The sequence below is a fragment of the Streptococcus sp. zg-86 genome, assembly GCF_017639855.1.
GTDB classification, from domain to species: Bacteria; Bacillota; Bacilli; order Lactobacillales; family Streptococcaceae; genus Streptococcus; species Streptococcus zhangguiae.
In genome coordinates this window covers 1,222,651-1,238,255 of the sequence record NZ_CP072115.1, presented here as the reverse complement: position 1 = coordinate 1,238,255, position 15,605 = coordinate 1,222,651, and the positions used below count along the sequence as shown (strand labels likewise).

Here is a 15,605-nt window from a genome sequence, read left to right as displayed (position 1 = left end):
TATAGAGTATAACGATGTCCTAATTTTTATTCAATTCACTATATCGTGGTCTTATTCTATTGTTTGTCCTTCTTGCTTAGCTTGTTCTTTTAGTGCTTGTTTTTGAGCTTCCAATTCTTTCTTGGCTTGTTTTAGCTCACCTTTGATGGAGAAGTGTTTTCCCATGCCAAGAAGACTAGCGATAATGGCACCAAGTAGGACTGAAATCAGAATCAAAATGATAAGAGGTAATTGGAAAGAACCAAAGAGATAGCTAACCTTGACCGTTGCCATATTGGCAAGAGACAGGCCTGCAATGAGGAGGATTAGTAGTAGGACGATAATGTAGTGTAGCTTTGTTTTCATGAGAATCTCCTATTCTTCTTCAAAACGTGCCTTACTTTTGACATCGCCATATTCTTCAGGTTTTTCAAGAGCTAGAATGTCATCATAAGACGGAAGTTCCATGTCCTGACCGTATTTATTGCGGAGGGCAGTGGTTACGAGGCGGTAAGCGAGGTTGGCATTGCGTGAGAGGATTGGACCGTGGAAGTAGCTTCCAAAAGTATTTTTGTAGTGCATGCCTTCACCGCCGTCTTCGTTGTTATTTCCATTCCCATAAATCGTTTGGCCAAGTGGTTTTTGGTTGTCGGCTAAAAATGTTCGTCCTTGGTGATTTTCAAAACCATAGTAGGTCTCATTAAACTCTTCATTATGAATCTTGATATCTCCAATGAAGCGGTTATTGACTTGGTTGAGCGTATAGTGATTGAGAATGCCTAGCCCATCAATTTTGCGACCACCTGCTTCAATATAGTATTGTCCAAGTAATTGGAAGCCACCACAGATGGCAAGAACCACACCATCATTTTCAATGAATTCAGCGAGTGTATCTTTTTTAGTTGGCAAATCTTTTGCAAGGATAGACTGCTCATAGTCTTGTCCTCCACCGAAAAAGGCAATATCATAAAAATCCTTGTCAAACTGATCTTCTAACGATACGATGTCTACTTGAACACCCGCCCCTAATTTTTCAGCAACATACTTGAGCATAAGGATATTTCCATTATCTCCGTAAGTATTCATCAAATCGCCGTAGAGATGAGCAATGTTGAGCTGATAGGGATAGTCATTAACTGGGCTTAAAAGTGATGTATACACCATATTATTTCATCTCCTTTCCAACGATTTGCCGTTGCGCAAGAATATCGCGCAGTTCTAACATAGCAGTATAGGTGGCAAGAATGTAGGTATGCTGGGTAGGGTTGCTTTCAATAGCAGACAGAACATCTGCAATTGCTTCTTGCTGTTCAATCGCCTCTGCTGGATAGCCTGTTACCCGTAATCTTCGTGCAATTTCAGATGCTCGAGCTCCTCCTGTGACGATACGAGGAATGGACATATCCATTATTCGTTCAAAATCTGCATCCCAAATCCAACTGGTATCAATACCGTCTGCGTAATTAGCATTGAGTAGGACAGCTAAGTTAAATTCGTAAGGTGCTAGTTGAATCATTTCAAGAGCCTGTGTTGCACCGACTGGATTTTTAATCAAGACGAGAGTGCACTCTTTATCTCCTAAGCGGAAGGTTTCTTGACGACCAAAGACCGCCTTACTTTTATCAAAACCAGCCTTGATAATATCAGGAGTTACACCTAGAAATTCTGCTACACTGACTGCTGCAAGGGCATTGTAAATATTATAGAGGCCTCCGATGTTAATCTTGTATTCTTGTCCGTCAATGACGAAGGTAGAAGATACATGCGTAATTTCTTTTAAGTCGGTGAGCTTGTAGTCCAAGTCAGGACGAGAAAAGCTACAAGATAGGCAAATGTAGCTACCAAGATTGGCATAGGTATTCATCTTATACTGCAAAATATGGTGGCAATGCGGACAGAGGATTCCCTCGGTGTTGTAATGAGCGAGTTGTGGCTCGTGTTCGTCTGTTGCAAATCCATAGTATTTTACTGGATTGACCAACTTGGTCGAATGAAAGAGTGGACTATCTCCATTTGCAAGGATAGTAGCAGAAGGTGCCTTAGCAGCTCCGTCAACAATCATCTGATAGGTTGTATAAATCTCACCGTAGCGGTCCATCTGATCGCGGAAGATATTGGTAAAGACAATCAAACTTGGCTGAATAAATTCGGTCACCTTAGCTAGACTAGCTTCGTCAATTTCAAGTACCGCAATTTTCTTTCCATTTTTATTTTTCTTAGCAGACAAGAAAGTAGCGGTAATCCCAGTCAACATATTGGCGCCGCTGGTATTGGTTGTTACGGCTCCAAAGGCCTCTTCTAAAATACCAACCGTCAATGCTGTTGTCAGTGTTTTTCCATTGGTCCCTGTAATGACGACGATTTCATAGTCTTTTGCAAGGCTATCTAAAATGTGTTTATCAAATTGAAGGGCAATTTTTCCTGGCAGAGTGGTCCCGCGACCTAGCTTACTAAGAATCGCTTGAGATGTTTTTCCTGCAAGAAGCCCTAAGGCTGTATTTAGTTTCATCATAGGCTTATTTTAACATAAAATACTCTCTATTTCTAGAAAGGAGACTATCCGGTTTGGAAAATCAATGACGAGAAAAATAAGCTTCTATCATGTGAAGAGCAAGGCATTTTGAAATTCTTTTAAGAAAATTTACTTCAAGTATGGTATAATAGGGACAGTAAGAATTAGAAAGTTTGTGAAGCGGATGCTTAATTTTAGTCAACTATTGGATGTCAACTATTGGTCCAGTTTGTCAGCTAGTCCTTGGACGGTTCTGATACACCTAGTCGATATTACGATTGTTAGTTATCTCATCTATCGTTTTAGTAAGGCCTTAGCAGGCACCAAAATTATGACCTTAGTTCGCGGGGTTTTTCTCTTTTTATTCTTCCAAATTTTGGCAACCTTGCTAGGACTGCAAACCATTTCCTGGTTGATGAATCAAGTCATTACCTATGGGGTTATCGCTGGCGTAGTGATTTTTGCTCCAGAGATTCGTGCTAGTCTAGAGAAACTTGGGCGCACAACCCAGTTATTTGCTCGTGTAGAATTGAGTTCAGAAGAAGCCTTGATACAGGCATTTGTGAAAGCGACAGCCTATTTGGCTCCTCGGAAAATTGGAGCTTTGGTTGCTGTGGAGCGGGCGCAAACCTTGCGTGAGTATTGTTCAACAGGAATTTCTCTTGATGCGGATATCTCGAGTGAATTGCTCATCAATATTTTCATTCCAAATACACCGCTTCATGATGGGGCAGTAATTATTCAAGAAAATAAAATAGCCGTTTCGTGTGCCTATTTACCATTGACTGAGAGTGCGGGAATTTCAAAAGAATTTGGCACTAGGCACAGGGCAGCGATTGGTCTAGCAGAAGTGTCAGATGCCTTTGTCTTTATTGTTTCTGAAGAAACAGGAAGTATTTCTGTGGCCTATAATGGCTCCTTTAAGCACGGCTTGAGCTTGGACGAATTTGAGCATGAATTGCGAACCATTTTTGTGCCTGAGAACGTGAAAAAGAAAAGCTGGTTAGAGCGACTCGGAGGTAGAAAAAATGCACGATAAACTTAAAAAAGTTGGACATTTGTTTCTTTCTGTTTTGATTGCGCTAGTGCTCTTCTTTTATGCAACAACGACCAATTATAAAAATTCAATTACAACTGCCAATACAACCAAGAAGGTCACTGAGTCAGAAACCTATACTCATACGATTACCAATGTGCCAATTGAAATGAGATATGACAATGAAAATTATTTCATCTCTGGTTTTTCACCAACGGTGACAGTCTCATTGACAGCTTCAAATCGTGTCATTTTACAACGAGAATCAGATGAATCGACACGTACCTTTTCAGTGGTAACCGATTTGAATGGATTGGCCAGTGGAACGCATGCCATTGAACTAGTAGCCTCTAATTTACCGACAGGAGTCAAGGCAAAACTAGCCCCCAATACTGTAACGGTTAAAATCGGAAAAAAAGTGAGCAAGAGCTACAGTGTTCAAGGTGTTATTACCAATAATCAACTGGCTGAAGGGTACAGTCTAGGAAAAGTGACGGTCAATGTGTCATCGGTGAAAGTCACAACGGATGAGGATACCATGTCTCATATCGACCATGTCGAAGCAGTTGTGCCAGATGCTAGTAATCTGGATGAGAATTATAGTGGGACAGCTACCTTACAAGCGGTCGATAATCAAGGAAATGTCTTACCAGTTGTCTTATCGCAAGACGGTGCTACCTTGCAAGCAGTTATTACAAAAACAAAATAAGAAAGAGAAAAGATAAAAATGGGAAAATATTTTGGAACAGACGGTGTTCGTGGAGAAGCAAATATTGAATTGACCCCAGAATTAGCCTTTAAATTAGGCCGTTTTGGTGGCTATGTCCTCAGTCAACATGAAACAGAAACACCACGGGTGTTCGTTGGGCGTGATACGCGCATCTCAGGACAAATGTTGGAATCAGCCCTAGTAGCAGGTCTTTTGTCTGCTGGGATTCATGTCTACAAGCTAGGTGTGATTGCAACTCCAGGCGTGGCTTATTTGGTGCGGACTGAAAAAGCAAGTGCTGGGGTCATGATTTCAGCGAGTCACAATCCTGCCCAAGATAACGGAATAAAATTCTTTGCAGGTGATGGCTTTAAGTTAGATGATGCCTTAGAAGCAGAAATTGAAGCACTCCTTGATGCGGAGGAAGATATTCTACCTCGTCCGTCTGCTCAAGGTTTAGGAGATGTGGTCGATTATCCAGAAGGTCTTAGAAAATACCAGGAATTTCTTGTTTCTACTGGATTTGATTTAGAGGGAATGAAGGTCGCTCTTGATACAGCAAATGGTGCAGCCAGTACCTCTGCTCGTCAGGTCTTTGCAGATTTGAGTGCGCAATTAGCTGTTATGGCAGAAAAACCAGATGGCCTAAATATCAACGACGGTGTCGGCTCGACTCACCCTGAAGCCTTACAGGAACTCGTCAAAGAAACAGGTAGCCAGATTGGTCTGGCCTTTGACGGAGATAGCGACCGCTTGATTGCAGTTGATGAAAAAGGTGAGTTGGTTGATGGCGATCGCATTATGTATATCATCGGTAAATACTTGGCTGACCGTGGATTGTTGGCACAACAGACTATTGTAACCACAGTCATGTCAAACCTTGGCTTCCACAAGGCTTTGGACCGAGAAGGGATTGCTAAAGCTGTAACGGCTGTCGGTGACCGCTATGTGGTCGAAGAAATGCGCAAATCAGGCTATAATGTCGGTGGTGAGCAGTCTGGTCACGTTATCCTTATGGATTATAATACGACAGGAGATGGCCAGTTGACAGCTGTTCAATTGACCAAAATCATGAAAGAAACTGGGAAAACCCTGTCTGAATTGGCTAGTGAAGTCACCATCTATCCACAAAAATTAGTCAATATTCGTGTTGAAAATAGCATGAAAGATCAGGCGATGGAAGTTGAAGCAATTGCTGCAATTATTGAAAAAATGGAGCATGAAATGGCTGGTAATGGTCGGATTCTTGTCCGTCCAAGTGGCACAGAACCGCTCTTGCGGGTTATGGCAGAAGCGCCGACCGATGCAGAAGTGGATTACTATGTCGACACGATTGCTGATGTGGTAAGAGCAGAGATTGGTATTGATTAAAGCAATTTTCAGCTTGTGATGGAACAATAACATAAAGGGAAGTTTGGGACCCAATCACTGTCTCAAACTTCCTTTGATATAGGGATGATAAAAGAGGAGAAAACGTGAGTATTTTAGAAGTAAAAAATTTAAGTCATGGCTTTGGGGATCGTGCCATTTTTGAAAATGTCTCCTTTCGCCTTTTAAAAGGCGAGCATATCGGACTCGTAGGAGCAAATGGAGAAGGCAAATCAACCTTCATGTCAATCGTGACAGGTCAATTGCATCCAGACGAGGGAAAAGTTGAGTGGTCACGCTATGTTACAGCAGGGTATCTGGACCAGCATGCTAAACTCGAAAAAGGGCAATCTGTGCGTGATGTGTTGCGAACCGCTTTTGATGAATTGTTTAAGACAGAAGAGCGCATCAATGAGATTTACCTATCTATGGCAGACGAAAATGCTGACATAGATGCCCTGATGGAAGAAGTTGGGGAATTACAAGATCGCTTGGAAAGTCGTGATTTTTATACCTTGGATGCCAAGATTGATGAAGTGGCTCGTGCTTTAGGAGTCATGGATTTTGGGATGGATAGCGATGTTACTGAGTTATCTGGTGGGCAAAGGACCAAAATTTTGCTTGCCAAGCTCTTACTTGAAAAACCGGATATTCTACTGCTTGATGAGCCGACTAACTATTTGGATGCGGAGCATATTGACTGGCTCAAACGCTATTTGCAAAATTATGAAAATGCCTTTGTTCTGATTTCCCATGATATTCCTTTCCTGAATGATGTAATTAACATTGTCTATCATGTGGAAAACCAGCAATTAACGCGCTACTCAGGTGACTATTACCAGTTCCAAGAGGTACATGCCATGAAGCGTGCCCAGTTAGAAGCAGCTTATGAGCGTCAGCAAAAAGAAATTGCCGATCTTCAGGACTTTGTCAACCGTAATAAGGCCCGTGTTGCTACTCGTAATATGGCCATGTCTCGCCAGAAAAAACTTGATAAAATGGAGATTATTGAGCTACAGGCTGAGAAACCAAAACCGTCCTTTGATTTTAAAATGGCACGAACTCCGAGTCGCTTTATCTTTCAGACCAAAGATTTGGAAATTGGCTATGACCGTATTCTTAATCGCAAACCACTCAATCTGACCTTTGAACGCAATAAGAAAATTGCCATTATCGGAGCGAATGGGATAGGAAAATCTACCTTGCTAAAAAGTTTATTAGGCTTGATTCCGTCCTTAGGTGGTCAGGTTGAGCAGGGGGAGTATCTAGAAATTGGTTACTTTGAACAAGAGGCAGCCAGTGGTAACCGTCAAACGCCACTCGAAGCAGTCTGGGACGCCTTTCCTGCCCTCAATCAGGCAGAAATCCGTGCAGCCTTGGCTCGTTGCGGTCTGACATCCAAGCACATTGAAAGCCAGATTCAGGTCTTATCAGGAGGAGAGCAGGCCAAGGTACGTTTCTGTCTTTTGATGAATCGTGAAAACAATGTCTTGATTTTGGATGAGCCGACCAACCACTTGGATGTTGATGCCAAGGATGAATTAAAGCGTGCCCTGCAGGCCTATAAAGGCTCCATTCTCATGGTCTGCCACGAGCCTGATTTCTACCAAGGATGGGTGGATGATGTCTGGGATTTTAATGAGATGTAATTTTCTATTTATAGCAGAGTAAAAAAGGCCATCAATGGTCTTTTTTCCTGTTATTCTCAGTGATTTTTTCGTAAGCGCTCCATAACGAGGTATATTGAAAAACATTCCAAAGTCTGGACGGACTCTGGAATGTTTTCTATTTACAGTTGTTTTGAATACTTTCCGCCCACGGTAAATAAGCCTCTAGAACGTTCTTATTTGCGAGGCTTTCCTCACTAGGAAGATGTTCTAGAAGATAAGTCATGTATTTCTCAGTGTTGAGATCATGACGCTTAGCTGTTTCTAGTAAGCTCATGATGATGGCTGTCGCCTTAGCGCCGTCAAAGCTCTGAGAAAAAAGCCAGTTCTTACGCCCCATAACCAAGGTCTTCATAGCCCTCTCTGCTATGTTGTTGGACAAGACTAGATTGCCGTCCGAGAGAATCGTTCGGAAGGTGGTTTCGTATTTGAGGCTATACTCTAAGGCCATGCCCAATTTAGAACCTGATAAAACAGCCTGCTCACGACACCAGTCGAAGAACTCATCCATCAAGGGAGCTAACTCTGCCTGGCGTTTATGTAGTCGCTCTTCAGTAGAGAGGTCAACCCAGTCATTCTCCAAAGCAAATAAGCGGTCGCAATACCTTAATCCCTTAGCTCCTAAAGAGGTCTTGTCTGCCTTCTTAGGCGTCGCCTCGAAGAACTTTCTTCTGACATGAGCCCAACAACCAACTAGCTGAGCTTTGTCTAACTGCCTATATGCCGACCACATATCACAATGTACATAGCCTGTGTAATCTCCAAGAAACTCCTTCACAACCAAGCCACTCCGCCCTTTATCGTGATGATAAAGAGTGATTCCCTGTTCTTCATGCTTCCCAGACAAGAAGGTCCAGTAAAAGGTCAACTGGCTATCATTTTCCAAGACCTTATAAGAAGTCTCATCCGCATGGAGAATGGGCTGTTCTAGTAATTTCTCGTGCAGAAGATCATAAATCGGCTCGAAATAATACTGACTAGACTTGATGTGCCAATTAGCGATTTCTTTCCGTGTGATAGGCAAGCCAAGTTTATTCCAATCCTCTTCTTGGCGGTAGTTCGGTACCTTGAGATTGAATTTCTGATGAATCGTATGAGCGATGATGGAGGCTGACCCAAAGCTATGTGCTAAAGGGGCTTTAGGGACGGGAGCTTTGACAATCTTATCACTGAGATTCTTCTCGCTACACGCCTGACATTTGTAAGCATGTTGGACATGATCAATCCGCTTCAATTGCGCAGGAATAAAGATTAATTCTTGACGTTGGACGGTTGAACCAATCTCTTTCAACTGACCGTGACAGTCTGGACAAGTGCAGTCTTCGCCTTTTAGTTCATGATGAACCATCTCTGGAGTGAATTGACTAAAAATAGCCTGACGAATTCCCTTGGTTTTCTTACGTTTATAGGTAATCGTTTCTGTGTCACCTGGGCAAGTTAGCGTCTTCTTCAGGAAGTGGTTCTTCTTCGAAGAGACTTAGCTGACCAGGTTGATACACAACCTTTTCTGATGACTTGCCATAGAGCTTTTGTGTCAGATAAGCTACTTGTTCACGAAGGAGAGCAAGTTCATTTGTGAGTTGTTGGTTAACAGCTGCTTGTTGTTTAATAATGGCTAATAACTCTTCCATAGTCTCACCCTCCAGTTTTCTTTATTATACCGAAAAGAAAGCCATGATTTCAATAGAAATCACGACTGTTTGTAGGGTTTATTTTAGGGCTTATCGAAAATCCCTTCATCAGCCAGTCTACTTGTTCAGGTGTCAGGGCTTTGACCTCGTTTTCATTACTCGGCCAGGTCAGTTTCCCGTTCTCGAAACGCTTATAGAGTAGCCAAAATCCTTGACCATCCCAATAAAGGGCCTTGAAACGATCTTTGCGGCCACCACAGAAGAGAAAAACTTGACCAGAAAAGGGATCTAATTCAAATTGACGTTTAATAAGATAAGCGAGCGAGTCAATACCTTGTCTCATATCCGTTTTCCCGCAGACAAGATAGACCTTGCCTAGATCACTGAGATGAATCGCCATAGAGCAATACCTTATCTAAAATAGTTTCCAGTGTTTCTTGATGAAGAGATTGGAACAAGCTTAGTTCAACTCTTCCAATACGCATTTTCAGCACCATCTCGTTTTTGTTTTTCTTATCAAAACGACGAGATTGGGGCGTTTCCAAAGGAACAATAGGTTGTGACATCACAATAGCCTCCAATTCTGTTTTCTACTAACAGTATACTGGAGGAGTGAGAGGATTACTAGATACCTCGTTATGGAGCGCTTACATTTTTTCTTTTCTGAATGTCAAATTCTGCTTTCCTTCACAAAAAATCGCTCCCTAGTTTTCAAGTCTGCCATTTTTTTATGAAAAATAGTTCCCTGAGTTTCAAGTCTGCCATTTTTTTATGAAAAATTGTCCCCTGTGCTTTAAGTTTGCCATTTTTTGGTGAAAAATTGTTTGCTGTGTTCTAAGCCTTGCATTATTTGTTGAAAACTGCTTTCCTGCACTTCAAGTCTGCTTTTTTCTTTAGAGTTTTCTTAACATTTGGTGAAAAGGTGTCTTGTTGGTCTTTTTCTTGTCAAATCTATGAAATCTCTTTCATTTTGTGATAAAATAGTATCACTTCATACTTGAAAAGGAGAATAGAATGTCGATTGATTTTAAAGCAGAAGTGGAAAAACGCCGCGAGGATTTACTAGCTGATTTGTTTAGTTTGCTTGCAATCAACTCTGAGCGGGATGATAGCCTAGCAGATGCCGAGCATCCATTTGGACCTGGCCCTGTTAAAGCTCTCCACAAATTTTTAGAGATTGCAGAGCGTGACGGCTATCCAACTAAGAACGTAGACAACTATGCCGGGCATTTTGAGTACGGTGACGGTGATGAAGTCCTTGGTATCTTTGCTCACATGGATGTAGTGCCTGCCGGAAGCGGCTGGAATACAGATCCTTATACGCCGACCATTAAAGACGGTAAACTTTATGCACGTGGTTCAAGCGATGATAAGGGACCAACTATGGCTTGCTACTATGGTCTTAAAATCATTAAGGAATTGGGCTTGCCAATTTCCAAGAAAGTTCGCTTTGTCGTGGGAACAGATGAAGAATCTGGCTGGGCAGATATGGATTATTACTTTGAGCATAGTGGTGTCAAAGAACCTGATTTTGGTTTCTCACCAGACGCTGAGTTTCCGATTATCAATGGTGAAAAAGGAAATATTACCGAGTATCTTCATTTCGCTGGAGAAAATAGCGGAGCAGCACGCCTGCACACATTTACAGGCGGCTTGCGTGAAAATATGGTGCCAGAGTCTGCAACAGCCCTCGTATCAGGTGCTCTGCCAGACCTAGCAGGCAAGTTAGCAGCTTTTGCGACAGAATACAAGGTCGCATTTGAACTTGCTGAAGAAGATGACAAGTACAAAGTGACCATTATTGGAAAATCAGCTCACGGAGCGTCTCCACAATCTGGCGTTAATGGGGCAACTTATCTTGCTCGCTTCTTGAACCAGTTTGATTTTGCAGGACCAGCTAAGGATTACCTTGCAGTTGCAGGACAAATCTTATTTGAAGACCACAAGGGTGAAGCGCTTGGAGTAGCACATACAGATGAGAAAATGGGGGCACTGTCTATGAATGCAGGTGTTTTCCGTTTTGATGAGACAGTTGCTGATAATACCATTGCGCTCAACTTCCGTTATCCAAAAGGCACAAGTCCAGAAGAGATTCAAGCTGTCTTGAAGGAGTTGGCAGTAGTAGATGTAACCCTATCAGAACACGGTCATACTCCGCACTATGTCCCAATGGAAGATCCATTGGTTGCGACCTTGCTGGATGTCTACGAACGCCAAACAGGTTTGCGTGGTCATGAACAAGTCATCGGTGGTGGAACCTTTGGCCGTCTCTTGAAACGTGGTGTGGCTTACGGCGCTATGTTCCCTGATTATACAGATACCATGCACCAAGCTAATGAATTTGCGGATGTCGAAGACCTTATGCGTGCAGCTGCTATTTACGCAGAAGCAATCTATGAATTGGTCAAATAAGTCATCACAAAAGAAATGTAAAAGAGAGGTTGGGCAGAAAGTCCAGCCCCTTTTTACAAAGGAGGTGTTTGCATGCTAGACTTAGAAGAAATACGTGTAGCAATCATGGCAGATTCGGATAACCAAGTCTATACAGAAAAAGGTATTCAGCCCTTGTTTCAGGTAGACAGTAGGGCAAGAATTGTGATTGTTGGTCAAGCGCCAGGCTTGAAGGCGCAAGAGCGTAGTCGGTTATTTGCAGATCCGAGTGGGGAGCGCTTGCGTGCCTGGCTAGGTGTGGACGAGGAGAGGTTTTACCAGTCAGGACAGATTGCGATTCTACCCATGGATTTTTACTATCCAGGAAAGGGGAAATCAGGCGATTTGCCACCGAGAAAGGGGTTCGCAGAAAAATGGCACTCAGAGCTGTTTGCGATGATGCCCCAGCTTGAGTTGACACTCTTGATTGGTCAATATGCGCAAGAATATTACTTGAGAGACAGACGAAAACGCACATTGACCGAAACAGTCAAAGCCTATGAAGACTATCTACCGCAGTATCTACCGCTCGTACATCCCTCTCCCCGCAACAATATCTGGCAGGCGAAAAACCCTTGGTTTCAAACAGAACTCATTCCAAGATTACAGGAAAACGTAGCACAAATCTTAAATAAATAGGGGAAATATGCTATAATAATACAAAGGAGGTGATCCTATGAAGAAAGGTGTACGTTGGATTGTCGGATTGTTCCTAATCCCTCTGATGTTCCTGTTGCTTACTCCCTCCGTATATGCCCAAGTCCCTGATAGACCGCTAGAATCAACGGTGCTAGATGAGACCCATTCCCTATCAAGTGACACCATTCAAGCCATTGATAGTGAGAATCGTGCTTGGAAATCAACGACCGAGCAACTTCAGGTCGGGGTCTATATGACAGATTCCCTTTCAGGAGATATCGAATCCTTAGCGAATGAAGTGTTTCGCAAATGGCAGGTCGGGTTTTCAGGTACCAATAATGGCATCTTGCTGGTTATTGCCCTAGAAGATCGCAAGTTTCGGATAGAGACCTCAGATAATGCTGCAACTGTGTTGACAGATGTCGAAGCGCGGCGCATCTTAGAGGACGCGCGTAGTTTTTTCCGAGAAGGGGATTACAACGGTGGTGTCCATTATATTGTGGATGCTATTGGCGATGCCTTTTATGGAACAGATCGAGCTCAGGCACGTATGAATGAGTTTGAAGAAGAACATGGTGATGATGAGTCTATCTTTGCGCTTCTTCCTTTCTTAATCGTTGTGATTGTGATGGTGATTATCTTAAAGGGCGGTGGTAGAGGAGGTCGTGGTGGCCGCGGAGGCGGTGGAGATTTACTTCTATGGATGTTATTAAATGGTACATCTGGTAGCTCAAATAGTCGTTCTCATTCATCAGGATCGTCAGGATTCGGCGGAGGTGGCTGGTCTGGCGGCGGAGGTGGCGGAGGCGGTGCCTCATCTGGTTGGTAGTATCGTCCTTTCGTTTTTCTCTATTATGTCGTTAATAAGTCTTGCCTACCCTACCCTATGCCTGCGACTTGCGACTGAATGGTAAATGAAAACGAAAAGACTGTAAAAAGAAAGGAAAAATAATGAACAAAAAATTACTCTATATTGTCATTCCAGTATTAGCGATTGTCTTTATCGCTATGGGAGCCATTGGTCAATACAATGGTTTAGTAGATAGTTATGCTGAGGTTGAAAATGCCCAGTCCAATGTCGATACACAGTTGCAACGGCGGTATGATTTGATTCCAAACGTTGTTTCTTCTGTAAAAGGAGCAATGGAGCATGAGACAGAAGTCTTTACTGCTATTGCTGACGCGCGTGCTAAAATCGGCTCTAGCAAGCAAGGTTCTGCCGAGTACAAGGAAGGGCAAAGCCAACTCGATTCAGCGGTTTCTCGCCTCCTCGTCCTCACCGAAAATTATCCGCAATTAAATTCCAACCAACAAGTCTCTGACTTGATTACAGAGCTTGAAGGAACAGAAAATCGTCTCTTGGTTGCCCGTAAGGATTTCAATACCATTGCGACAGCCTACAATAAGAAAATCAAACGCTTCCCAACAAGTATCTACGCAGGAATCTTTGGTTATGAGAAAGTAGATTTATTCCAAGCGACATCGGATGCCGCAACAACGGTACCAAGTGTCAATCTTGGGGATAAATAAGACAAGCCAGCACCTCTATCTAAGTGATAATTGAGGTGCTTTTTTTGCCCTGTCAAAATGCAATTTTCATTTCCAATACGGATAGTAAAGTGATATACTGTAATAGAAAACGTTTTAAAAGGAGTCGGTAGATGCTAAGTTTGAAAGAGCAGGTGGGGATAAAAGCTGCTGAATTCGTGACAGATGGAATGATTGTAGGTCTGGGAACAGGGTCCACTGCTTATTATTTTGTACAGGAGTTAGGGCGCCGTGTTCAGGAAGAAGGATTGTCCATTGTTGGTGTAACGACGTCCAGTTCTACGTCTGAGCATGCTGCTTCTTTAGGAATTCCTTTAAAATCCATTGATGAGGTAGCCTATGTAGACATCACAGTTGATGGCGCTGATGAAGTGGATGCTGCTTTTAATGGAATTAAAGGCGGTGGCGCTGCTCTTTTAATGGAAAAAATTGTCGCCGTCAATAGCAAGGATTGCATTTGGATTGTGGATGAGTCAAAAGTTGTTGAAACTTTAGGAGCCTTTAAATTACCAGTAGAAGTGGTTCAGTATGGCGCTGAAAATCTCTTTCGGAAATTTGAAGAAAAAGGCTATCGCCCAAGTTTCCGTATGAAAGACGGAGAAAAACTCGTGACCGATATGAAAAACTACATCATTGACTTAGACTTAAAAGAGATTCAGGATGCTGAAGCCTTGGCCAAGGAATTGGATCATACAGTCGGTGTCGTAGAGCATGGTCTCTTTATCCAGTTGGTTTCAAAAGTTATCGTAGGCTATCCAGACGGGCCACGTTTTCTCCAAAAGCACTAGGACAATCCAAACGCTTTACCTAGATATGACTAGGAAAGCGTTTTTGTGTTATAATAGAAATAATCATTCATTTAAAGGAGAAAGAAATGGCAAAATTTAAACGCATGCACGTTGTGGTATTGGATTCAGTAGGAATCGGTGCGGCGCCCGATGCAGATCAATTTTTTAATGCAGGTGAGCCAGATACGACGTCAGATACTTTAGGTCATATCTCAGAAACTGCAGGTTTGAACGTCCCAAATATGGCAAAGATTGGTCTTGGAAATATCGAGCGTGACACACCGCTTAAAACTGTTGCTGCTGAAGAAAATCCAACAGGTTATGTGACAAAATTAGAAGAGGTATCACGTGGAAAGGATACTATGACCGGTCACTGGGAAATTATGGGTCTCAATATCACTGATCCATTTGATACCTTCTGGGATGGTTTTCCAGAAGATTTGCTTCAAAAGATTGAGGCATTTTCAGGACGAAAAATCATTCGTGAGGCCAACAAACCGTATTCTGGAACAGCAGTTATTGATGATTTTGGCCCACGCCAAATGGAAACAGGTGAGTTGATTGTCTACACATCTGCCGACCCTGTTCTTCAAATCGCCGCTCACGAGGACATTATTCCACTAGAAGAACTTTATAAAATCTGTGAATACGCACGTTCGATTACACTTGAGCGCCCTTCTTTATTAGGACGGATTATCGCGCGTCCCTATGTGGGAACACAGGGCAATTTCACACGGACTGCCAATCGTCATGACTATGCTGTTTCTCCATTTGCTCCAACCGTGCTTGACAACTTGAAAGCAGCAGGTATTGATACCTACGGTGTTGGAAAAATCAACGACATTTTCAATAGTGCAGGAATTTCCCACGATATGGGTCATAATAAGTCTAACAACCACGGTGTGGATACCTTTGTCAAGGTCTTGCAAAATGAGGACTTTACAGAAGGTCTGTCCTTTACCAACTTAGTGGACTTTGATGCGGTCTATGGTCATCGTAGGGATACAGAAGGTTACCGCGATTGCTTGGAAGAATTTGATGCCCGCTTGCCAGAAATTATTGAAAACCTTCGTGAAGATGACCTCCTCATGATTACGGCTGACCACGGAAATGACCCAACTTATGTCGGAACAGACCACACCCGTGAGTATGTACCATTGCTTATCTTTGGAAAATCGCTCACAGGTGCAGGCCGTATTCCAGTTGGGCACTTTGCGGATATCTCAGCAACGATTGCAGATAACTTTGGTGTTGAAAAGAGCCAAATTGGGGAAAGTTTCCTAGATAAATTGGTATAA

General features: G+C 42.7%; 17 protein-coding genes. 10 read left to right on the top strand and 7 right to left on the bottom strand.

The features are described from left to right. Positions 1–51: 51 nt before the first annotated feature. From J5M87_RS05990 to murT, 3 genes are read right to left on the bottom strand one after another with little or no spacing between them, the layout of a single operon-like run. On the bottom strand, positions 52–345 hold the full coding sequence (locus J5M87_RS05990; protein ID WP_154609028.1) for a lipopolysaccharide assembly protein LapA domain-containing protein: 294 nt from the start codon (positions 343–345) through the stop codon (positions 52–54). A gap of 9 nt (positions 346–354) precedes the next feature. Continuing rightward, positions 355–1,143 (bottom strand): lipid II isoglutaminyl synthase subunit GatD, encoded by a 789-nt coding sequence (gene gatD / locus J5M87_RS05985; RefSeq protein WP_154609029.1) that lies wholly within the window; start codon positions 1,141–1,143, stop codon positions 355–357. A gap of 1 nt (position 1,144) precedes the next feature. After that, a complete protein-coding gene (gene murT / locus J5M87_RS05980) occupies positions 1,145–2,488 on the bottom strand; it encodes a lipid II isoglutaminyl synthase subunit MurT (protein ID WP_154609033.1) in 1,344 nt (447 codons plus the stop codon). Between the two features lie 187 nt (positions 2,489–2,675). Here murT and cdaA point away from each other — a divergent pair, with 187 nt between their 5' ends. From cdaA to J5M87_RS05960, 4 genes are all read left to right on the top strand, one after another. Next, complete coding sequence (gene cdaA / locus J5M87_RS05975) at positions 2,676–3,530, top strand: diadenylate cyclase CdaA (RefSeq protein ID WP_154609030.1); 855 nt, start codon at positions 2,676–2,678, stop codon at positions 3,528–3,530. Further along, complete coding sequence (locus tag J5M87_RS05970; protein WP_154609031.1) at positions 3,520–4,236, top strand: CdaR family protein; 717 nt, start codon at positions 3,520–3,522, stop codon at positions 4,234–4,236. Before cdaA ends, J5M87_RS05970 begins: the two co-directional genes overlap by 11 nt. An 18-nt stretch (positions 4,237–4,254) precedes the next feature. Then, a complete protein-coding gene (gene glmM, locus J5M87_RS05965) occupies positions 4,255–5,607 on the top strand; it encodes a phosphoglucosamine mutase (protein ID WP_154609032.1) in 1,353 nt (450 codons plus the stop codon). Between the two features lie 104 nt (positions 5,608–5,711). After that, positions 5,712–7,253, top strand: coding sequence for an ABC-F family ATP-binding cassette domain-containing protein (locus J5M87_RS05960; protein WP_160463310.1), 1,542 nt, complete (start codon positions 5,712–5,714; stop codon positions 7,251–7,253). Positions 7,254–7,389: 136 nt separating this feature from the next. On the opposite strand, the gene tnpC is transcribed toward J5M87_RS05960, so the two are convergent. From tnpC to J5M87_RS05940, 4 genes are read right to left on the bottom strand one after another with little or no spacing between them, the layout of a single operon-like run. Further along, positions 7,390–8,724, bottom strand: coding sequence for an IS66 family transposase (gene tnpC / locus J5M87_RS05955; protein ID WP_208769384.1), 1,335 nt, complete (start codon positions 8,722–8,724; stop codon positions 7,390–7,392). Next, positions 8,696–8,902 carry an IS66 family transposase gene (locus tag J5M87_RS05950; protein WP_154632457.1) on the bottom strand — a complete coding sequence of 69 codons (207 nt, stop codon included), beginning with the start codon at positions 8,900–8,902 and terminating at the stop codon, positions 8,696–8,698. The genes tnpC and J5M87_RS05950 overlap by 29 nt, the downstream gene beginning before the upstream one ends. A 49-nt stretch (positions 8,903–8,951) precedes the next feature. Then, on the bottom strand, positions 8,952–9,302 hold the full coding sequence (gene tnpB / locus J5M87_RS05945; RefSeq protein ID WP_154632458.1) for an IS66 family insertion sequence element accessory protein TnpB: 351 nt from the start codon (positions 9,300–9,302) through the stop codon (positions 8,952–8,954). Next, positions 9,283–9,468 (bottom strand): hypothetical protein, encoded by a 186-nt coding sequence (locus tag J5M87_RS05940; protein ID WP_154608075.1) that lies wholly within the window; start codon positions 9,466–9,468, stop codon positions 9,283–9,285. Before J5M87_RS05940 ends, tnpB begins: the two co-directional genes overlap by 20 nt. Positions 9,469–9,916: 448 nt before the next feature. Between J5M87_RS05940 and pepV the strand changes: the two genes are divergently transcribed. The 6 genes from pepV to J5M87_RS05910 all read left to right on the top strand — a co-directional run bounded on the left by pepV (position 9,917) and on the right by J5M87_RS05910 (position 15,605). Continuing rightward, positions 9,917–11,314: a dipeptidase PepV gene (pepV, locus tag J5M87_RS05935; protein ID WP_154608074.1), complete on the top strand. Its 1,398-nt coding sequence runs from the start codon at positions 9,917–9,919 to the stop codon at positions 11,312–11,314. Positions 11,315–11,386: 72 nt separating this feature from the next. Then, positions 11,387–11,971, top strand: a complete 585-nt coding sequence (locus J5M87_RS05930; RefSeq protein WP_154608073.1) for a uracil-DNA glycosylase family protein — start codon at positions 11,387–11,389, stop codon at positions 11,969–11,971. Between the two features lie 37 nt (positions 11,972–12,008). Then, positions 12,009–12,800, top strand: a complete 792-nt coding sequence (locus J5M87_RS09855; protein WP_154608072.1) for a TPM domain-containing protein — start codon at positions 12,009–12,011, stop codon at positions 12,798–12,800. 122 nt (positions 12,801–12,922) lie between these two features. Next, positions 12,923–13,501, top strand: a complete 579-nt coding sequence (locus tag J5M87_RS05920; RefSeq protein ID WP_154608071.1) for a LemA family protein — start codon at positions 12,923–12,925, stop codon at positions 13,499–13,501. Between the two features lie 131 nt (positions 13,502–13,632). Continuing rightward, on the top strand, positions 13,633–14,307 hold the full coding sequence (gene rpiA, locus J5M87_RS05915) for a ribose-5-phosphate isomerase RpiA (protein WP_154608070.1): 675 nt from the start codon (positions 13,633–13,635) through the stop codon (positions 14,305–14,307). Positions 14,308–14,393: 86 nt separating this feature from the next. Then, positions 14,394–15,605, top strand: a complete 1,212-nt coding sequence (locus J5M87_RS05910; protein ID WP_154608069.1) for a phosphopentomutase — start codon at positions 14,394–14,396, stop codon at positions 15,603–15,605.